The sequence below is a fragment of the Neobacillus sp. KR4-4 genome, assembly GCF_042136325.1.
Lineage (GTDB): Bacteria > Bacillota > Bacilli > Bacillales > Cytobacillaceae > Neobacillus.
The window spans coordinates 1-20,304 of sequence record NZ_JBHHJU010000016.1; the positions used below are offsets into that span (position 1 = coordinate 1).

The 20,304-nt window shown below is 39.3% G+C and carries 15 protein-coding genes, 2 pseudogenes and 1 riboswitch; of the genes and pseudogenes, 14 read left to right on the forward strand and 3 right to left on the reverse strand.

Going from position 1 to position 20,304, the window contains the following annotated elements; genetic code table 11:
• Positions 1 to 125: 125 nt before the first annotated feature.
• Positions 126 to 935: pseudogene (locus ACE198_RS16530) on the reverse strand (sigma 54-interacting transcriptional regulator); the annotation flags it as partial.
• Between the two features lie 214 nt (positions 936 to 1,149).
• Between ACE198_RS16530 and ACE198_RS16535 the strand changes: the two are divergent.
• From ACE198_RS16535 to ACE198_RS16565, 7 genes are all read left to right on the forward strand, one after another.
• Entirely contained in the window at positions 1,150 to 2,325 is a 1,176-nt protein-coding gene (locus tag ACE198_RS16535) for an NAD(P)/FAD-dependent oxidoreductase (RefSeq protein ID WP_375376286.1), read from the forward strand.
• Positions 2,325 to 3,362 (forward strand): proline racemase family protein, encoded by a 1,038-nt coding sequence (locus ACE198_RS16540; RefSeq protein WP_375376287.1) that lies wholly within the window; start codon positions 2,325 to 2,327, stop codon positions 3,360 to 3,362. The genes ACE198_RS16535 and ACE198_RS16540 overlap by 1 nt, the downstream gene beginning before the upstream one ends.
• Positions 3,359 to 4,312 (forward strand): proline racemase family protein, encoded by a 954-nt coding sequence (locus ACE198_RS16545; protein ID WP_375376288.1) that lies wholly within the window; start codon positions 3,359 to 3,361, stop codon positions 4,310 to 4,312. Before ACE198_RS16540 ends, ACE198_RS16545 begins: the two co-directional genes overlap by 4 nt.
• Before the next feature lie 31 nt (positions 4,313 to 4,343).
• On the forward strand, positions 4,344 to 5,237 hold the full coding sequence (dapA, locus tag ACE198_RS16550) for a 4-hydroxy-tetrahydrodipicolinate synthase (RefSeq protein WP_375376289.1): 894 nt from the start codon (positions 4,344 to 4,346) through the stop codon (positions 5,235 to 5,237).
• 20 nt (positions 5,238 to 5,257) lie between these two features.
• Positions 5,258 to 6,760 (forward strand): aldehyde dehydrogenase family protein, encoded by a 1,503-nt coding sequence (locus tag ACE198_RS16555; RefSeq protein WP_375376290.1) that lies wholly within the window; start codon positions 5,258 to 5,260, stop codon positions 6,758 to 6,760.
• Positions 6,761 to 6,914: 154 nt separating this feature from the next.
• Positions 6,915 to 8,417 carry an alanine/glycine:cation symporter family protein gene (locus tag ACE198_RS16560; protein WP_375376291.1) on the forward strand — a complete coding sequence of 501 codons (1,503 nt, stop codon included), beginning with the start codon at positions 6,915 to 6,917 and terminating at the stop codon, positions 8,415 to 8,417.
• Positions 8,418 to 8,635: 218 nt separating this feature from the next.
• The gene (locus ACE198_RS16565) at positions 8,636 to 10,117 is read left to right on the forward strand and encodes a nicotinate phosphoribosyltransferase (RefSeq protein ID WP_098571040.1); all 1,482 of its coding nucleotides are present in this window, start codon (positions 8,636 to 8,638) and stop codon (positions 10,115 to 10,117) included.
• A gap of 203 nt (positions 10,118 to 10,320) precedes the next feature.
• Here ACE198_RS16565 and ACE198_RS16570 read toward each other — a convergent pair whose 3' ends face one another.
• Positions 10,321 to 10,647, reverse strand: a complete 327-nt coding sequence (locus ACE198_RS16570; RefSeq protein WP_375376292.1) for a hypothetical protein — start codon at positions 10,645 to 10,647, stop codon at positions 10,321 to 10,323.
• Between the two features lie 186 nt (positions 10,648 to 10,833).
• Here ACE198_RS16570 and rlmD point away from each other — a divergent pair, with 186 nt between their 5' ends.
• From rlmD to ACE198_RS16595, 5 genes and pseudogenes are all read left to right on the forward strand, one after another.
• Positions 10,834 to 12,213: a 23S rRNA (uracil(1939)-C(5))-methyltransferase RlmD gene (rlmD, locus tag ACE198_RS16575; RefSeq protein WP_375376293.1), complete on the forward strand. Its 1,380-nt coding sequence runs from the start codon at positions 10,834 to 10,836 to the stop codon at positions 12,211 to 12,213.
• A gap of 181 nt (positions 12,214 to 12,394) precedes the next feature.
• Complete coding sequence (locus ACE198_RS16580) at positions 12,395 to 12,583, forward strand: sigma factor (protein WP_375376294.1); 189 nt, start codon at positions 12,395 to 12,397, stop codon at positions 12,581 to 12,583.
• 18 nt (positions 12,584 to 12,601) lie between these two features.
• A pseudogene (locus ACE198_RS16585) lies at positions 12,602 to 12,934 on the forward strand (sigma factor-like helix-turn-helix DNA-binding protein); the annotation flags it as partial.
• Complete coding sequence (locus ACE198_RS16590; protein ID WP_375376295.1) at positions 12,927 to 14,345, forward strand: DUF4179 domain-containing protein; 1,419 nt, start codon at positions 12,927 to 12,929, stop codon at positions 14,343 to 14,345. The pseudogene ACE198_RS16585 and the gene ACE198_RS16590, both read left to right, overlap by 8 nt.
• 106 nt (positions 14,346 to 14,451) lie before the next feature.
• Entirely contained in the window at positions 14,452 to 14,715 is a 264-nt protein-coding gene (locus ACE198_RS16595) for a hypothetical protein (RefSeq protein ID WP_098571035.1), read from the forward strand.
• A gap of 70 nt (positions 14,716 to 14,785) precedes the next feature.
• Here the strand turns inward: ACE198_RS16595 and ACE198_RS16600 are convergent, their stop codons facing one another.
• The gene (locus tag ACE198_RS16600; protein WP_098571034.1) at positions 14,786 to 15,328 is read right to left on the reverse strand and encodes an RNA polymerase sigma factor; all 543 of its coding nucleotides are present in this window, start codon (positions 15,326 to 15,328) and stop codon (positions 14,786 to 14,788) included.
• 863 nt (positions 15,329 to 16,191) lie between these two features.
• Between ACE198_RS16600 and ACE198_RS16605 the strand changes: the two genes are divergently transcribed.
• Positions 16,192 to 16,521 (forward strand): hypothetical protein, encoded by a 330-nt coding sequence (locus ACE198_RS16605; protein ID WP_180229934.1) that lies wholly within the window; start codon positions 16,192 to 16,194, stop codon positions 16,519 to 16,521.
• A 306-nt stretch (positions 16,522 to 16,827) separates the two neighbouring features.
• Positions 16,828 to 19,998: an ATP-binding cassette domain-containing protein gene (locus tag ACE198_RS16610; protein WP_375376296.1), complete on the forward strand. Its 3,171-nt coding sequence runs from the start codon at positions 16,828 to 16,830 to the stop codon at positions 19,996 to 19,998.
• A gap of 79 nt (positions 19,999 to 20,077) precedes the next feature.
• Positions 20,078 to 20,259: riboswitch (cobalamin riboswitch) on the forward strand.
• The last annotated feature ends 45 nt before the right edge of the window (positions 20,260 to 20,304 follow it).

The window sequence follows — 20,304 nt, forward strand, 5'->3', positions numbered from 1 at the left end:
CGGTTTACTTGACGGGATCAAAGTCCCACGGGTGCGGACGTTCTACCCTGGCTACTGTTATAATAAGACCATATAAATAAAGGTCAACCAGAAATATTTTCTTATCTGGTTAACCTTATAATACGAAATGGTGCGTTAGCCCCTTCGGTTGTCTCATGAATAGCTTTAGCAAAGACCTCCTTACCGACCCCGCTTTCTCCTAAGATCAATACAGTTGACCGAACTGTGCACACCTTTTTCGCCAGTTGCACCGTTTTCTCCATCACAGTACTTTTCCCTTTAATGCTATTAAAGGGATCTGAAGGCTTGTATTTCGCCATCTCCTGTTCTAATCGGCGAACTTCTGTTGACATATTAAACAATTTTTCATTTAGAACAACTTGGCTTGTCACATCGGTTTCGGAAACAACTGCCCCAATAATACTTTCATTAAAGTAAACAGGGTTTGCATTTATAAGAACAAATAGATTAGATCTTGCCTGGTGGTACTTTCCCCGAATTCTTTTCCCCTTGTGTAAGGATTCCAAGATTTCTAGATTTTTATGTTCAAAGAATTCTATGATTGGTTTGCCCATAATCTCATCTTTTTTAACAGAGAAAATTTTTTCTGCTCCTTGTGTCCATGTGCGGACACGTTCATCAGCATCAACCACTGTGACAGAAGCATCCATCGTGTCAATCACCGTTTCATAGAAAGCCTTTAATTGATTGTAGGAATCATGCAAAAAACCAATGATTTGTTCACTTGTGATACAGCCAAGCGTTTGACCGTATGAGTCCTTGACGGCAACAGCCGGATATTGCTTGAATGCCTCAACTAATACAGCGAAGGGATCATTTAAATAAACCGCCGCTAAGGCGTCTTCATTATCTGCTTGGTTTAGATGGATAAAATGCTTTTCAATTATTTCTTTGACTGACGGTAATTCAAACATAGCAGTCTCCTTGAAGTGTAAAAATATTTTTACACTGTTTAATATTTTATACACTAGTTTATCAATAAATTTGACATTTGCAAACGGATACAAAGTAAATATTCCGAATAATTGTAAAAACAGCTTGGGTCTTGTTGTTTTTAAACATTTACAAAAGTTGGCACGCAATTTGCATTAATAAAATCATGTATAGAGACGAAGGGAGGTTGGTATTGTGAGACATCATTGTGATGTTCTGGTTATAGGCGGGGGAATCATTGGCTGTGCAATTGCCTATTATACTTCTAAATCTGGACGAGATGTAACCGTTATAGAAAAAGGAGAATTTGTCAGTGGGACTTCATCCCGCTGTGATGGAAATATTTTAGCAATTGATAAAGATCCTGGGTTTGACAGTCAAATGTCACTTGTCAGCCAGAAATTAGTAGATGAATTAAGCAGAGAATTGAAACAACCTTTTGATTACCGCGCGCCTGGAAGCATCCTTGTCTGTGAAACAGAAGAAGAAATGGAAGCCGCGCAAAAATGGGTTGACCGTCAGAAAGAGGCCGGTTTGCCGTTCAGGATGTTGGATCGTCAGGACATCCGCCAAGATTCAAAGTATTTTGCTGATGATTTATTAGGCGGTTTAGAGTGTGCAACAGATTCAACCGTTAACCCATATCTTCTTGCCTTTAACCTTCTAGATGGTGCAAAGAAAATGGGTGCTAAAGCCCATAAACAAACTGAGGTTACTGGAATGAGAAGGGAGCCGGACGGTACATTTACTGTCGAAACATCTAATGGAGTTTTTACCGCTAACCATGTTATTAATGCTGCAGGTGTATGGGCTCCATATATTGGCGAGATGCTGGATCTGTCCATTCCAATTAAACCAAGAAAAGGCCACATCATTGTCGCATCACGCCAGGAATTTGTCGGGCCAAGAAAAGTGATGGAATTTGGCTATTTAATATCAAAATTTGGCGGTAAGCGCCAGGTGGATCCGATTACTGAAAAATATGGCGTGGCCCTTGTTTTCGAACCAACAGAAAGTCAAAACTTCTTGATTGGAAGCAGCCGTGAATTTGTTGGATTTAATACAAAAGTCAACAATGAAATTATTAAATGCATTGCCAATCGTGCCATACGATTTTATCCGAAAATGGCTGACATGATAGTTATACGGTCCTATGCAGGTTTACGCCCCTGGACGGAGGATCATTTACCGATTGTGTCAGAAGTTGAAGGGGTTCCAAATTATTACATTGCAGCCGGTCATGAAGGAGACGGAATTAGTCTTGCTGCTATAACGGGTAAAGTCATAGAGGAAATGCTGAATAAAAAGGAGACTTGCATCCCAATTGAACCGCTAAAATTTTCCCGATTTAAGGAAAGGGTGCTGAGCTGATGAAAGCAAAACGAGTTTTTACAACGATTGATACACACACGGGTGGAAATCCGACAAGGACAGTAATTAGTGGACTCCCAGAGCTAAAAGGAGCAACAATGTCCGAAAAAATGCTACATATGCAAATGGAATATGACTGGATTCGTAAGCTGCTGATGAATGAACCAAGAGGACATGATGTGATGTCAGGTGCGTTGTTGACAGATCCATGCCATCCGGAAGCAGATATCGGTGTGATCTATATCGAAACCGGCGGATATTTGCCCATGTGCGGTCATGACACAATCGGTGTTTGTACAGCATTAGTGGAAGCAGGGCTAATCCCTGTTCAAGAACCAGTGACTTCAATCAAACTTGATACACCAGCAGGCCTTGTGGAGGCTGAGATTAAGGTGGAGAACGGAAAGGCAAAAGAGGTTTCCTTCTGTAATGTCCCTGCCTTCCTGTTAAAGAGTGTTTCTGTTGAAGTTGAGGGAATTGGAATCGTGGATGCAGACATTGCCTATGGCGGTAATTTCTATGGAATTATTGATGCCGCATCTGTTGGATTAGAGCTGATTCCGGAGAATGCATCAAAAATCATTGAAAAAGCCATCAAAATTAGGAATACGATTAACGAAACAACGGATATCGTTCATCCGGAGTATCCATTTATACGCGGCTTGACTCATATTGAGTTTTTTACTGAGCCAACCCATGAAGAAGCAGATGTGAAAAATGCAGTGATCGTTCCTCCAGGCGGGATCGACCGTTCACCATGCGGTACAGGTACATCCGCCAAATTATCCGTCCTCTTTTCTAAAAAGGAGATAGGTATTGACGAAGAATTTGTGCATGAGAGTATTGTCGGTTCTTTATTCCGTGGCCGAGTCCTTGAAACAACAGTTGTTCAGGGTGTGGAGGCTGTCATAACTAGAATCGCTGGTTCAGCATGGTTAATGGGAATGCACCGGTTCTTTTATAACGAGGAAGATCCGCTTAAAGAAGGCTTTTTACTCATTCCCCCAATGGAACATGAAATGGAGGATGTGAAATGAACATTCAAAAGGCTTACACAGCAACTGATGTACATGTAGCAGGCGAGGCTTTTAGAATTATTAAGGATGCGCCACTTGTTCATTATCAAAGTTTACAAGAGTTGAATGAGCAATTTCCGCTTGCCTATGAGGAAGAAATTAAACTTCTATTAAATGAGCCCCGCGGATTTGCCGGACTGAATGGCTGTTTGGTCGTTCCGCCTTTTAAAAGCGGTGCCGATGCAGCGGTTGTCTTTTTCGATCATAACGGAACCGTTCCCATGCAATATGGTGGAATTGTTGCTGTCATAACTACATTGCTGGAGTGCGGCCAATTAAAGGCAAAGCCTTCAAATGAATACAGTATTGAAACAGCCTGTGGTGTTGTTACTGTTACTGCTGTTTTGAAAGATGATGAAGTGGAATTAGTTGAGTTAAAAAGCGAGCCATGCCAGGTTGTACAGACCCATGTGGCAGTGTCTTATTTAGATTTACAGACAGAAATTGCTCTTGTTCAAGCCGATCAGCTTTATGCGATTTTTGATAAAGCAGAGCTGCCTTTTGCGATTGAAATGGAGAACCTTACTGACATTAATCAATGGGGACAAAAGGCGATTAAAGCCTTAGAAGGCCAAGATGCTGTCAGCCGAGTGATCCTGCTGGATCATTCGCAAAAAAGTGAAGGCAAAATCAAAACGGTCACATTCCGTCCGGATCGTTATATTGTGCGTTCGCCAGGATTTGGCACTGTAGCTGCCTGCAGCACCTATTTATTAGGAAATGGCGATATATCTGCAGATAGCCCAATTGAAAATGAAAGCATTTTTAATGGAAAATTGACAGCAGAACTTTCAGAACGAATTGAAACCGGTTACAAGTTTAAGTTTTCAGCCCGTGGATTTATTTCGGGTATGCAGACATATGTATTAGACCCGACAGATCCATTATTCGAAGGGTTTTTATTAAAATAAAAAATTATTAACTAATTAGGAGGAAAATTAAATGACTAAAATTAGAGGAGCTTTTCCAGTATTAATTACACCAATGACACAGGAGCAAGAAATCGATTGGGGCGGAGTAAAGAATAATGTTAATTACTTCATCGATCAAGGTGTGGCAGGTATTGTCATCAATGGAAGTACTGGGGAATTTGTCAGTCTTTCAAAAGAAGAAAAATATCAAATGGTCGAAACGGTAATGAAGGAAGTAAACGGACGCATCCCTGTAATTGTGGGTACTTCAGGTGAAACAACAAAAGAGACAATCGAGAATACAAAGCAGGCTGAAGCTCACGGAGCGGATGCTGCTCTCATCATTAATCCATATTACATGAAGCCGAAGGAAAATGAAATCTACTATCATTTCAAAGAAGTATCTCGTGCTGTTAATCTACCAATCATGCTTTATAACAATCCATTTACTTCTGGCGTTAATATGAGTACAGATTTAATGTTACAGATTGGTAAGGAATGTGAAAATGTCACTCACATTAAGGAATCCAGCGGTGAAATTGGCAAGGTAAGAGATCTTGCAAGAAAAGGCAAGGGAGACTTTGAAGTATTCTGTGGTGCTGAAGAACTTGTGATGGAGTCTTACTTAGTTGGTGCAACTGGCTGGATTTCTGTTGCTGGAAACATCGTACCAAAGCTTGTTACAGATATGTATAACCATTTCCAAAACGGGGAGCTTGAACAAGCGTGGGCAATCAATGATCGTATTTTGCCGCTTTGTGCATTCCTTGAAGGATCTGGAAAGTACGTGCAAATAGTGAAGCGGGCGATGGAATTAAATGGACAAGCTGGAGGTCCTGCACGTTACCCTCGTTTAGGTCTATTACCTGAGGAAGATCAACTGCTAAAAGAACTACTTGCCAATTTAGAAACAGTAAATATCTAAAACAGAAAAGGAGAGAGAATATGCAAGCGACAAACTACAATTTGAAACTGAAAGTTCAAGAATTCTTGGAAGGTGTGAAAGGATTATATATTAACGGTGAATATGTACCTGCAATTAGTGGTAAAACGTTCTCCGTTGTTAATCCTGCCAGTGAAGAGGTTATTGCACAAGTAAGTGAAGCGCAAGAGGAAGATATTAATGCAGCGGTGGCTGCAGCAAGACATGCCTTTGATGAAGGCGAATGGACAAAAATGGATGCCGCGGAACGCTCTCATCTAATCTATAAATTTGCGGATCTCTTAGAAGAAAACCGTGAAGAGCTTGCACAGCTAGAATCATTGGATAACGGAAAACCATATACAGTCGCTCTGTCAGATGACGTCGACGGAACGATCCAGCATTTTAGATATTATGCCGGCTGGGCAACGAAACTATTAGGTAAGACAACTCCTATTTCAAAGGATTATGTAACCTATACTGTACATGAGCCGGTTGGGGTTGTAGGCCAAATTATTCCATGGAACTTCCCGCTTGCTATGGCTGCTTGGAAGCTTGGATCCGCACTGGCTGTAGGCTGTACGGTTGTTATTAAGCCAGCAAGTGAAACACCGCTATCTCTTCTATACGTAGGAAAGTTATTTAAAGAGGCTGGTTTTCCGGATGGTGTTGTGAATATTGTGCCTGGATCAGGAAGAATTGCGGGAGAAGCGATTATCACACATAAAGATGTCAATAAAGTAGCCTTCACTGGTTCAACGGCTGTCGGAAGAGAAGTTATGAAAAAGGCTGCGGATCAAATTAAAGGCGTTACACTTGAGCTTGGCGGTAAATCCCCAGCGATTATTTTAGAAGATGCCAATCTTGAGGAAGCGATTGAAGGGGCATTTAACGGAACGATGTACAATCATGGGCAAAACTGCAGTGCTTGTACACGAGTATTTGTACAGCGAAACATTTATGATCGTGTTGTAGAAGCTTTATCAGAGCGAGCAAAATCCCTGAAGATTGGACCAGGTATGGATCCTGAAACAGAAATGGGGCCGCTCGTTTCAGCTAAACAGCAAAAAACCGTTCTTAATTATATTGAACAAGGGAAAAAAGAAGGGGCGCGCCTTGTGGCTGGCGGTGAAAAAGTTTTTGAAAAAGGATATTTTGTACAGCCAACCATTTTCGCTGATGTGGAAGATCATATGGTGATTGCTCGTGAAGAAATCTTTGGTCCAGTCATGTCAATTTTCGTTTTCGACACGATTGAAGAGGTAATTAAACGGGCAAACGATAGTGACTATGGCTTAGCTGCAAGTGTCTGGACAGAAAGTATGAAAAAGGGCCATTATATTGCAAACAAGCTGCAATCAGGAACAGTCTGGATTAATGATTTTGGTCTTGAATGGGAAACTATGCCTTTCGGTGGCTACAAACAATCAGGAATCGGCCGCGAAATGGGTGGAGAGTATGGCTTACAAAACTATACAGAAGTGAAAAGTGTATTTGTTAGCATCAAACAGGATGGATCAATTTAAGAAACAATGGGACAAGTGTATAAATGAATGGGAGCGGGACAGCAAGTCTGTCCCATGTCCATTTCCACAACTTTTTCTGTCTGAAAATTATTAATGTTATAAAAACTAAAAGTAATACAACTATTTTTTGAAGCGCTTACATAGGAGGGGTAAGATGGAAGAATTGGTGAATAAAGCGTCGGGTATGGTTTGGAGTCTGGGGTTGGTAGCATTTGCACTTGGTGCTGGATTATTCTTTTCTATTATTACGCGTTTTGTGCAAATTAGATATTTTAAGGAAATGATTAAGCTTCTTTTTGATAAGGGTGAACCGGAATCTGGTGTGTCCTCTTTCCAGGCGTTTTGTATGGCTTTAGCTGGTCGGGTCGGTATTGGAAATATCGCTGGAGTTGCTACTGCGATTGCATTTGGCGGTCCGGGAGCAGTTTTCTGGATGTGGATCATGGCTTTATTGGGAGGAGCAAGTGCTTTTGTTGAATCGACACTTGCTCAGGTCTATAAAGTAAAAGATGGTAACCAATACCGAGGCGGAACTCCTTATTTTATTGAAAAAGGTTTAAAAATGAAGTGGTTCGGGGTGTTGGTTGCGATTGTTGTTACCCTGTGTTACGGAATATTAGTTCCAGGTATTCAGGCTAACACGATTGCTGTTGGATTTGAGAACACAATCGGTCTCAATAAAAGCATCACTGGTATCATTCTTGTGGCATTACTTGGCATCATTATTTTTGGCGGTGTTAAGCGAATCGCGTCTGTTGCAGATAAAGTTGTACCTTTCATGGCTTTAGGATATGTGATTGTCACGTTCGTTCTTTTAATTGCTAATGCATCAGAAATTCCAGCAATGTTTGGATTAATCATTTCAAGTGCATTTGGAGCAAATGAAATGTTTGGCGGTATGTTCGGTGCAGCGATTGCATGGGGTGTTAAGAGAGCTGTATTTTCCAACGTTGCTGGTGTAGGGGAAGGAACTTATAGTTCAGCCGCCGCTGCTGTATCCCATCCGGCAAAACAAGGTCTTGTTCAAGCATTCTCTGTTTATATTGATACGATCATTGTTTGTACAGCTACGGCACTTATGATTTTAATCACCGGTATGTACAACATTACTCCAGAAGGACAGTCTTCAATTGTTGACAACATCCCAGGAGTTGAGGCTGGTCCGATGTGGACACAAGCGGCTGTTGAAAGTGTTATCCCTGGATTTGGCGGATTGTTTGTTGCGATTGCGATCTTCTTCTTTGCCTTTACAACACTAATGGCTTACTACTATATTTCTGAAACAACCCTCTTCTACCTTGGGAGAAATAGAAATTTAAAAGGGTTGAAAGCAGGCTTAATGATTCTTTTCTTAGGAATGATTTATATTGGAAGTGTTGAAAACGCATCCCTATTATGGGGACTTGGTGACTTTGGCTTCGGTAGCATGGCTTGGCTAAACTTAGTGGCTATTTTATTGCTAACGAAAACGGCCTTAAAAGTATTTAAAGATTATGAACAACAAAGGAAAGCGGGAATTGAACCAGTCTTCGATCCTGTTAAACTCGGCATTAAAGGTGCTGATTTTTGGGAGGAGAAATTAAAAGAAAGTAATTCAAAAGGTAAGAGGAATATAGAGGAAAGGAAAGTAGGGGCAGGAAATACCTTCCACCTATAAATCGAAAATTCCCTTATATCGGTTGGGACTAGTAATTAAAAATTTACTGGTCCTTTTCTCGTATGGGATTGTGAATCTAATCCAAAAAAATCAGGCAGGTCACGAATGGGCACTTGGACATTTTGAACAATCGCTAGGAGCCCAAGTTAAATAGACTTCCAGGTGCATTATTGGTTATAATGATGAAAAAGCTGAAATAGTACTTCGGAGGTCAGATGATGAAACACTTTTACCAAGATGATAGTTTAACTCTGCATACGGATCTATATCAGATCAACATGGTGGAAACGTATTGGAGAGATGGAATACATAATAAACGAGCGGTCTTCGAACTATTTTTCCGTAAGCTTCCGTTCGGGAACGGTTATGCTGTATTTGCTGGATTGGAGAAAGTGATTCAGTTTATTAAAGGCTTCCGCTTTAGCGAGGAAGATCTTGAATATTTGAAAAATGAAGTGGGTTATCAGGAGGATTTCATTCAATATCTTAAAGATATCCGATTTACAGGAACTATATGTGCCATGGAAGAAGGCGAGCTTGTTTTCGGCAATGAGCCGATCATCAGGGTGGAAGCCCCCCTTGCAGAAGCTCAATTGATTGAAACAGCTTTGCTTAATATTGTGAATTACCAAACATTAATTGCGACCAAAGCATCGCGTATCAAGCAAGTGGTAGGCGATGAAGTAGCGATGGAATTTGGCACAAGACGGGCACAGGAAATGGATGCGGCGATTTGGGGAACCCGAGCAGCCTATCTTGCCGGTTTTGAATCAACAAGTAATGTCAGAGCGGGAAAGCTGTTCGGTATTCCTGTATCGGGAACGCATGCCCATTCGATGGTCCAAGCATATAAAGATGAATATACGGCCTTCATTAAATATGCCCAAACACATAAGGATTGTGTCTTTCTAGTAGATACATATGATACACTCCGTCTCGGTGTTCCAAATGCAATCAAAGTGGCTAAGGAGCTTGGAGATAATATTAATTTTATCGGAATCCGCCTTGACAGCGGTGACCTTGCTTACCTTTCGAAAGAAGCACGCAAATTGCTCGATGAGGCTGGATTTACTGATGCAAAGATTGTTGCCTCCAGTGATTTAGATGAGTATACGATTATGAGTTTGAAATCACAGGGTGCCAAAATTGACAGCTGGGGGGTAGGGACCAAACTGATTACAGCTTACGATCAAGCTGCGCTTGGGGCGGTTTATAAAATTGTATCCATTGAGGACAATAACGGAAAAATGGAAGATACGATTAAAATCTCATCCAATCCGGAAAAGGTGACAACACCAGGATTAAAGAGGATTTATCGAATTATCAATAATACGAACAACCACGCCGAAGGGGATTATATTGCACTAGCCGATGAAAGGCTCCCTGAAAAACGGCTGCGAATGTTCCATCCAACCCATACGTTCATGAACAAAGTGGTGACCAACTTTACTGCAAAAGAATTACATGTGAGAATTTTTTCTGAGGGGGAACTTGTTTATGAAGTACCTTGCTTGGAAGAATCCCGTGATTATTTAAAGCAAAACCTCGTTGCCCTTTGGGATGAGTATAAGCGGATTACCAATCCGGCAGAGTATCCGGTTGACTTAAGCCAAAAATGCTGGGATAACAAAATGAGGAATATTGAAGAGGTCAAAGATAAAGTTGCGGCCATGAAAGGCGATCAAGAAGAGAGCTTTTAATTAAAAAGGGCAGACTCCTAAGGGGGAGTAATTAATCCCCGCCGGAGGCTGCCCTTCGGTTATTTTTGCTTAAAGAAATCCGTAAAGGCATGGAAGATTTCAATTCCCTGGTAGGTAAGCATGCTTGCGGCCGATATGGAAAACAAGCCAATAATAACAAAGCGTATCCACATTATCAATTCCTCCCTTATCATTGATTGTTATCAGAATGATTCGGGAGCGTCGATCACATAGTTGGATTGATGAAATTTCGGTATTAGAAAAATAAAGCTTCTGATAAAAATGATGGATAGATACACAAGGGGAGCGGCAACTGCAGCTAGGATGACCGGCAGGACAAAAAGAATGGGTATGTCCATGGGCAGCTTCTTGTCATCGTCCCATTGCCCTTTCACCTTGGCATCATCTAGGTTGATGATGGCCTTGAAATTGGTATGAGAGTGGGAAAGTGAATATGAAAAGTGAAGAAAGGTGAAAGCAAGGAAGGCAAGGAGCAACGTGATAGTAAGGTTGTTTTTCATCTTCATCATTATCCACTCCTTCCAAGAATGAGATTGTTTTAATCATATACACTTTTATTATATTTGAAAATAAAAACATTCTGACAATTTTCTTGGTTTTTTTTGAAAAAAAGGCGCTTGCCATGGTCAAGTTTCGCAATCAACCATGCTTTGTGTTACAATCTTAGCAGTCAAAATGTGAAAAGGAAGAAACGAATGAGCAGAATCTTACCGGTTAATAAAAATGATTTTATAGATGTAGTGTTTGAAGATCTAACCCATGATGGGGCCGGTGTGGCCAAGGTTGATGGGTACCCGTTATTTGTTCCCAACGGACTGCCGGGCGAAAAGGCAAAAGTGAAGGTTATTAAGACGGGCAAAGGGTACGGCTTTGGGCGGTTGGTGGAGTTTTATGAAAAAAGCCCTGATCGAGTCGAGATTGACAGCAGAGATATCCATAAATATGGAGGCTGCCAGCTCGAGCACCTTAGTTATGAAGGTCAGCTAAGGTATAAGGAAAACCAAGTTCGTCAGGTACTTACACGGATTGGTAAATTAGAGGATGTCGTTGTACATCCCATTTTAGGAATGGACCAGCCCTTTCATTACCGCAACAAGGCACAGGTGCCGGTGGGGGAAAAGGACGGTAAATTGATTGCGGGCTTTTTTAAACCAAGGAGCCATGAAATTGTTGATACGAACGAAAGTGTCATTCAACTGCCTGAAATAAATGAAGCAGTTCAGACGGTGAAGGATATTTGCAGTGAGTTAGGGATCCCTGCCTATCATGAGGAATCACATAAAGGTGTACTCAGACATATTATGGCCCGTTATGGTCAGCAAACAGGCGAACTCATGGTGGTCATTATCACAAGGACGACAGACCTTCCCCAAAAAGACAAGCTAGTGGAGCAAATCGTTGCGCGGCTCCCAAAGATCAAGTCGATTATCCATAATGTGAATTCCAAACGGACGAACGTGATTATGGGGGCGACAACGAACGTTTTATGGGGCAACGAAGTCATTTATGACTATATTGGCGATGTGAAATTTGCGATTTCCGCCCTGTCCTTTTATCAGGTTAATCCTGTTCAAACAAAGGTTTTATATGATAAGGCGCTTGAATACGCGGACCTTAGCGGAGAAGAAAGCGTGATTGATGCCTACTGTGGGATCGGAACGATTTCTTTATTTTTAGCACAAAAAGCACGGAAGGTATTTGGTGTAGAGGTAGTTCCCGAGGCGATTGAGGATGCGAAGCGGAATGCCTTATTAAACAGAATGGAAAATACTGAGTTTGCTGCAGGGGAAGCCGAGGTTGTGATTCCGAAGTGGTATAAAGAAGGAAATGCCGCGGATGTCTTGGTCGTTGATCCACCGCGTAAAGGCTGCGATGAAGCTTTGCTTCAAACAATTATCGAGATGAAGCCGAAAAAAGTGGTTTATGTATCCTGTAATCCAGCTACCCTAGCGAGGGATTTGCGGATATTGGAGGACGGAGGATACAAAACGGTGGAAGTGCAGCCGGTTGATATGTTTCCGATGACGACGCATGTGGAGTGTGTCGCACAACTCATTTTAAAGGAAGGCAACTAACCCTTTGGGCGTTGGGACAGTCTAAAATAGATTGAAATTAGCAGAAACCAAGTATGGTTTCTGTTATTTTTTTGAACTTAGGATTCTATTTGCATGATATGCTTTTCTTTAAAAAAACTTTAACTTTTTGAAACTTTTTTTGAGTATACATTCCACTAATTAGTAAAGGGGGTCATAGAAGATGGAAACGGAAAGCCACCGGCTAGTAAAAAAAGCAATCAAGGGTAATAAGGGCGCCTTTGAAAAGTTAGTTCAAGAGCATTATGAAAGAATCTATCGGACTGCATATCTTTATGTACATAACGAAGAAGATGCGTTGGATGTTGTCCAGGAGGCAACCTATCAGGCCTTTACATCTATTCATTCGTAAAAAAATCCAGAGTATTTTTCGACCTGGTTTACCAGGATTGTCATTCGTTGTTCAGGCAGGGTTCTAAAGAGAAAGAACAATGTTGTTCCGCTGAGTGATGAAATATTGTCGAATCTGCCGGGCCAAGCAAATGTATACATTGAAGAATCCTTACATCTGCTAAATGCAATTAAGGAGCTGAAAGAGAATTACCGTACAGCGATAATACTTTTTTACTATTACGATTACTCAATTAAAACGATTAGCAGTGTCATGGAGATTCCTGAAAGTACCGTAAAAACATATTTAAGCAGAGGGAAAGCCGAATTAAAAAAGTCTTATAACGAGGAGGAGGGCAAGTGCCATGGATAATAAGGAAATGAAGGCAGCAATTGAACAAATACCTGTGCCAAAAGAAAAAGTGTTTGAAGCAATTGATAAGGGCCTCACAAAAGCAAGCCAGGGTAGACATTCGAAGAAAAAGAAGGTTCTGGCAGGTTCGGCCACTGCGGCTGCGCTTCTTGGGATTACGCTTGCATCAGGCTTTATCAACCCAACTATGAACAAAGTATTAGCAAATGCACCTTTAATAGGCGCCCTCTTTCAAGAATTTGACGATTCAACGGGTGTAAATCTGGCAAATCAGGATGCTGTTACTGTATTAAATCAATCCCAAACGAAGAACGGAGTAACAGTGAAACTGACCAGTTCTTATTTTGACGGCAACATTATTTCCATTACCGGATTTGTCGATGAGGGTGTTGAAAGGGGACATAACGAAAAAGGGGAAGTCAGCTTTGATGTAAACTTTGAGGGAAATAAAGGGGATCGCGATCCATGGCTGGGAATGTCGTACGATATCAGAAAGGTGAAAAACGGATACAACTTTCAATGGAAAACAGAATATCCATATGGAAAAATACGAGACCAGTTTACTCTCCCGGTCACCATACATTCTATCAACGGAATTAAGGGTGAATGGAACTTTGATATTCCATTTCAGCAGGACAAAAACACTACACTGGCGATCGAACAGGAACAGGGCTACCCCGATGATGGGGTGAAAATCAAGTTGGAAAAAATACTAACCGCAAAAGCGTCCTCGGCTCTTACTTATGAAATAGTAAAGAAATACCAGGACGATGACATCTATATTTATAAAGCCGTGGATGATAAAGGAAAGGTGTACCGGTTTGACAATGGAACAAAGCTTTCCGAATCTACAGAGAAGGATGGGTTACATAGTACTATCCGAAGAGGAATGACGATTGTGGATAAGGATATCTCTTCTCTAACATTGTATCCGACACTATCGATTGCGGACCCTAAAGTTCAACAGCTATTGGATAAAAAATCTTTTACATTAAATAGTAAACGACTTGGTTTAGGCATGCAGGTAAATGACATTACACAAAAAGAAAATAAACTCATAATCGATTATCAATTCACCGGGCTGTCAATCTCAAAGGGATTAAGCAAGCACCAGCTTGAGTTGTTTCAAAATAACCTGCAGTATGAGTTGCTGTTGGTAGATAAGGATTATATCCGGAAAATTGATCCTAAAAATCCAGTGCCGCCTGAAAATCATAGTATCCGTTTGAATAAAGATAAAACCATTGATAAGAAGACAGCACACTTCCAATCTACCTTCTATTTAAACGGGGAAGAAAAAATAAAGAGCTTCAAGCTTGAAAATACAATCTTGCAATTCGATTTCTCAAGCTTTGTCCCAGCTAAGGAATTACAACCGTTCACTGTTGAACTCCCCGGGGAAAAAGAATAAACTTATCAATAAATGATTGGAATATAGTTCTCCTTGAAAGTGCTGTTTACTGAAATATCATTTATGGTTTATTATGGAAATTGAGGATATGAAGGGGTGTTTTTAATTGAAGACTATTATTCAATCATTAGTTATTTCTTTTGTAATTCATTTAATCTATATAGCTGGAACCTTGGTAGTTGGCTATATTAAAACAAGGAGTTATAAGCCCGTTATTGATAATAAGTGGGAAAATATAGAAACGCTTCAAAATGAGGTGGCTTTCGGGGCAGTAGGATCTCCGGTGTATTTCCTATTTACCTTCATCGTGGTAGCATTGATTTGCGGATTAACAATTATATCCTATGGGAAAATTGTTGGGTTAAAATAATCAAATTTATACAAGAACAAGATAGGAGAACCTACAATGATTGTAGCTTCTCTTTATTTTATTTTTCAACTTATTCAAATTGCAATGCATGTAAGTTGTTTTTTAATAGTAGTTTCCCTCTATGTAATCTTGTTTTTATCGTACTATAATTTACCTTTAAACTATTGCTTATTTCCTTATAGCTTAAGTCATCTAAATAATAAAGAGTTATTACTTCTTTATAGATTTCAGGTAATTGGTTGATTTCAGTAATAATTTCCAGTATTAAATTCTTATTCAATACTACAAATTCTGGTGTGAATTCCATTGAAGGCATATTTTCAACTAACGAAGAAGCAATTAACGACTGTTTATACGATCTTTTCCTTAGAACATCTATGCATTTGTTTGCAGTAATTCGATAGATCCAAGGTTTAATAGAATCACCTCTTAAGGTATGTAGTTGCTTATAACAGGTTAAAAAGACTTCTTGCGAAATATCTTTTGCACTCTCAATATCTTTCATATAATAATAGGCTAATCTTTTTACATCATTTTCATATTTCTCAATAAGCCAAGTTGCTATTTCCTCTTTATCTTTAAGGTTATTTCCTATCAAAATATTTCCTTGCATAATAAATTCCCTTTCTTGCTGAGCAAACAGGTCTAAAGTGGTTTATTACCTTTTAACTATTCTAACATAAAACAAATGGAATTTATGTATTATTTTTACAATTATGGGTTTAATACTCAACTAGGTAACTACTTTTCATTTCTATTAGCGAATGATAAAAGGAAGCTATTAAAAAATCAGATAGCAAAGGTAAAATAAGCGGAGAATTTCCGGCTATATGCTGAATGGAGCTCGTTTCAGGGTAAATAAGGGAAGGTTTTCCGCTTATGCGAGGAAAAATCCCCCATTTTCACGTATTTCAAGTAAATAGGCGGAATTTCTCCGTCTATTATTGCTTTTTTTAATAATAATTTCTAATTAAGCGGAATATTTCCGTCTATTTATCAGTTCAGTTGCTTAACCTGATCCCCAACCGAAAAGTGAGGACCCTCTTAATCCTAGATGCGGGAATCAGCAGCTTAAGGATCTTGAATTAAGAAAGCGTTCACACAATTGTAGAAAACCTTTTGAAAAGACTAAAATTAAGAGAATTCTAATGTGATATTATTTTATCTGTAGGAGGTAGCAAATGGAGGTATGAATTTTGTTACTTCAATCCTTCATAATTTTCCCCATCAAAACAATGATCCCCTGAAATCCTTAAAGAATGATAACAACTAATTAATTATCCAACGTTTCTGCACACCTCTTAATCGCATCTTCACATTTTTCTTCCTGACCATTCTTTTTCCATCCTTATGTTTCAGCCAAAATATCTCAATCTATAAACAAACTTGAAAGGAGTGGTAAGCAATGTAAACTTCTTATTTACATTTATAAGCTTTCTATGTTTACAAATTAATATTTAAAAGGAGACTAAATAAATGGGCCACGATATATCAGGATACAATAAAGCAGGAGAAGAAATTGCTTATGCACGTTTTAGCATGGGGAATTATAATGCAACCATACTGTATAGTTTACTTGATGCAAATCATTACTATGCAGGAGTTAGTGGGTCTGGCGGCAGTGCTACTTTTTCAATACAACAAATTGAAAAGGCTCTGAATGCCTACAAGAAATTATATAATAATGACGATTCCAAATCAGAAAGTGATTTGATCAATTGGGATCAAAACCAAATCAAGAACTTTATACTAAACTGTTTAGCAACAGCACGAAAAGAAAAGAATGTAAGAGTGTATTTTGGCTAAAATTTTTTAAGCCTGTTTTCTGAATTCCTCCATTTCGCGACTAATACTACTTCCATATGTAACAATATGCATGCATCTCCAGCCCATTTTCAGAATTTCTTTTATCCCACAAAAAACACCTACTAAACTTAGACATTTAAAGATCATCCCATCTAATCAAAGGGCGCTTTTCTTGAAGAAAGAAGGCGTCTTTTTGTATGCCCCAAATTAATTTAAGAGGATAATAAACGACAAAATGAATAGAATGTTCATTTGAAGTTGTGCTATCATGGCCATACTAGATTTAGAGAAGGGGGAGAATATCCGATGAAAATAAATCAATTAATTGCCAACAATATTAACCGTTTAGATGCTGTCTTGCCGGAAGATCAGACGCTCGGAATTGCTGGATTGTCCGGATCTGGTAAAACCACTTTTTGTCAAACCATTGGTGAAGAATCCAGGAAGCGTCTCGTGTCCCTGTTGCCTAAAGCTGAATACCAGTATTTGTTTCCTAATATAATGGAAACGAATTTTAGTGCCATCAAGATGGAAGACATGCCTTTAGTTCTTTTCCTAGGGAAATCATCGATCTCTTCTAACCCGCGTTCAACGATTGGGACACATACGGGTGTTTTTAAAGAGATTCGCGTTAGGCTTGCTGAAAAATTTCATCTTTCGCCAGAAGTTTTTTCCTTTAATAATTCACTAGGCTGGTGTCCTGAGTGTAAAGGACGCGGTACCACGAAAAATGTTGAATGTAAAAAGTGTGAGGGCAGGCGTTATAATCCGGAAGTTGAGCAAAAAAGAATAGAATTATGGAATAAACCACATAGTATTTCCGATATCAACAACTTAAGCATTGAATCGATTTTTTCCCTTTCAGAGGAATTACATATTAGCGAAGCGAAACAACATATTCTTAAAAATATTATCAATATGAATATTGGATATTTAACATTAAATCGGATCATGGGTACCTTGTCAGGTGGGGAAATAACACGGCTCTACTTGGCTGAATTCATGGCAGCTAGTGAAAATACTGTGATTATTATTGATGAAATTTCTGTTGGTCTTGATCATCAAACCCTTTTGAAAATTTTAAAACAGATTAAACAATTGGGCTATAAGAATCAGATTTGGCTGATTGATCATTCTGATACGGTGCTAGATACGGCTGATGAGCAATTGTTCTTTGGACCTGGCAGTGGTAAATACGGCGGGAAAATAGTCGAAGAATCACCTCGTCCCAAACCTGTTTTTTGGGAACGAAATCTGGCAATGCCAACAGAATACTATCAATTTCAAAACCTTTACTGTCGTAATATTCAAATGGCTGAAATTCAGATTCCGAAAAATAGACTTGTAACCTTTACGGGTGAGTCTGGATGTGGTAAATCGACCCTTGTCAATGAGTGTATCTCTAAGGATTTTCTAAAGCGATATCCAAAAGATAAACTGGTCATGGTAGGGCAGGATCGAAACCAATCGATTACCAGCCGGTCAACCGTTGCGACGTTTCTTGATATTAAAAGGAAACTCACGAAATACAGCGACGAAATTGATGATATTTTTCAGCGCTCCATTGAAGACATTATTGAGGACCTTCCAAATGAAGACATCGCTCATAAACGCTTGAGCTTATTAATCAAACTTGGACTTGGGTATTTGACACTAGAAAGGAAAACACAGTCCTTATCGACCGGTGAATTTCAATGTGTTCATTTAGTTTCTGAGCTGTTTTCAAACGCAAGAAACCCACATACCCTGTTTATTTTTGACGAGCCTTCAAAGGGGTTATCACAAAATATTTTAAACCAATTCATTGATAGTATCAGGGGAATACTAAAAGATGAATCTATCTCCATCATGATGATTGAACATAATGCCTATATGCTAGAAAGCTCTGATTTTATCGTTGATTTTGGGAAAAGACAGCTGGAACCTGTCAGGTATCTAGATGTCATCAGTCATGATGATTATTTTCGTCAACATAATTGGACAAATAGTGTTTCTTCCTTGCATATTTCTTCAACACTAGATTCAAAGAAGGGCATTAACTACTTAAAAGAAAATCATATTAGCTATTTTAAAAACGCAGAAAACGTCTATAAAGGCGGTATCTTGAAAAGCTTATCATCAATGGCCCGTTTGATTTATGGTGAATTTGAATCTGATAAAATCGCACCCGTTATCGCGATTGACCTTGAAAGACATTTGTATAGTCAATATAGTTTTCTCTATGAAATCGGTGGATTGATCAACCATATTGTGGCTGCACATCCAACCATTAAAGATACAAGGAGCTTCGATTTCTTTAGTCAAGAAAATCACTGTCCAAGCTGTTCGGGTCGCCTAGAAATCGAAAGGTTTGATTTTGATGTGGTCATTCAAGACAAAACAGTGCCATTTTGGGAAGGCTTATTACATCCAGATGTAATGGAAGTTTTAAAATATTATCAATATCCGAAATTGCAATTCCTTTTTGATGAGATCAAGAATGAACTTGGTCATGATATTAGTAAAAGCTACAATGAGATGACAGAAGCTGAAAGACATACTTTTTTATACGGCTATTGGGAAAAGTCATTTTATGATAAAGCAGGCAAGACGCAGAGAAAATGGGAAGGCTTCAATATCATCATTGGGCGGTATATGTTCATTTCGAAATCCATTATTAAAGAGCATATGAAAGCATCAAAAGAGATGATTGCCTGTCCAATCTGTCAAGGAACCGTGCTAAACCACCATAAAAAACTAAAGTTTGGTGACACGGATATTCGCGAGATTATTCATCAACCTATTGATCAGGTCATTAAAACAGTAGGGAAGTTACCAGAGTTTGAAAAACTAAAAGCAATTGTTGGCGGCGATATGGCACTTACGGAAGATGTCTCCTTACTTCCTAGGGAAACACAAGTATCGCTGAAAATGCTTGAATTAGAACTAGCAAGCTTCGCCGGTTATGAAATGGTATTACAAAATGTTTTACCATTCTGGGATAGAATTAAAGGCAATATCGAGGCAATAAGCAGCAAAAATCTGATCACAATCTGTGATTTTGCCAATATTGACGAAACTAGAGAAACCATTATTGATAAGTATTTTGCCAATGGAAAATACAAAAAACTAACATATGTCTATGAAGCGTTTGGTTACAAAAAAATTGTCACCCAGATTAATAAGATTAAAGCAAGTCATCCGTGTCCATTCTGTAAAGGAAAGAAAGTAATTTCTGAAGATAATCTCCATGATGGCGTGTTTAAATTAACGATCCCATGTGTGAGTTGTCATGCGAGCGGCATCAATGAAGAGGGCCGAAAGGAAATAGTCGAGGGCATACAAGTACAAACATGGCTAACTGGTAACGTAAGTGATGTTGTTGCTGAAAGTTTATGTACGGAGGCAGTTGCAGATACTCCTATTTTTAATCGTATTCGTGAGTTGAATAAGCGAGAAATGATGGCGGTTTATCAATGTCTAGAGCAAAATAATTAAATTCTAAGCATGTTAATCTGACCCTTTTTCAGAAAATTATGTACACCAAATTTATAATATGTTATAGTTAGTGAAAATTCCATATCGTGTAAGAATTGGTGCCAAGCTAAGGCTTGGCTTAAAAGGGAAGAACGGTGTAATTCCGTCGCTGTCCCGCAACTGTAAATCGGAGTGAATCACAAATACCACTGTCTATATGACGGGAAGGTGTGAGGAACCATGATGATAAGCCAGGAGACCTGCCAAATTCTAGTACACACCAAATACCTACGTGGAAATAGGTGGTGACCTTCATTTGTACGACAA

Excerpts from the sequence above, each read along its gene's own strand:
- ACE198_RS16540 (WP_375376287.1), top strand. The coding sequence starts at position 2,325 with ATGAAAGCAAAACGAGTTTTTACAACGATTGATACACACACGGGTGGA.
- ACE198_RS16545 (WP_375376288.1), top strand. The coding sequence starts at position 3,359 with ATGAACATTCAAAAGGCTTACACAGCAACTGATGTACATGTAGCAGGC.
- dapA (WP_375376289.1), top strand. The coding sequence starts at position 4,344 with ATGACTAAAATTAGAGGAGCTTTTCCAGTATTAATTACACCAATGACA.
- ACE198_RS16555 (WP_375376290.1), top strand. The coding sequence starts at position 5,258 with ATGCAAGCGACAAACTACAATTTGAAACTGAAAGTTCAAGAATTCTTG.
- ACE198_RS16560 (WP_375376291.1), top strand. The coding sequence starts at position 6,915 with ATGGAAGAATTGGTGAATAAAGCGTCGGGTATGGTTTGGAGTCTGGGG.
- ACE198_RS16565 (WP_098571040.1), top strand. The coding sequence starts at position 8,636 with ATGAAACACTTTTACCAAGATGATAGTTTAACTCTGCATACGGATCTA.
- ACE198_RS16570 (WP_375376292.1), bottom strand. The coding sequence starts at position 10,647 with ATGATGAAGATGAAAAACAACCTTACTATCACGTTGCTCCTTGCCTTC.
- rlmD (WP_375376293.1), top strand. The coding sequence starts at position 10,834 with ATGAGCAGAATCTTACCGGTTAATAAAAATGATTTTATAGATGTAGTG.
- ACE198_RS16580 (WP_375376294.1), top strand. The coding sequence starts at position 12,395 with ATGGAAACGGAAAGCCACCGGCTAGTAAAAAAAGCAATCAAGGGTAAT.
- ACE198_RS16590 (WP_375376295.1), top strand. The coding sequence starts at position 12,927 with ATGGATAATAAGGAAATGAAGGCAGCAATTGAACAAATACCTGTGCCA.
- ACE198_RS16600 (WP_098571034.1), bottom strand. The coding sequence starts at position 15,328 with ATGCAAGGAAATATTTTGATAGGAAATAACCTTAAAGATAAAGAGGAA.
- ACE198_RS16605 (WP_180229934.1), top strand. The coding sequence starts at position 16,192 with ATGGGCCACGATATATCAGGATACAATAAAGCAGGAGAAGAAATTGCT.
- ACE198_RS16610 (WP_375376296.1), top strand. The coding sequence starts at position 16,828 with ATGAAAATAAATCAATTAATTGCCAACAATATTAACCGTTTAGATGCT.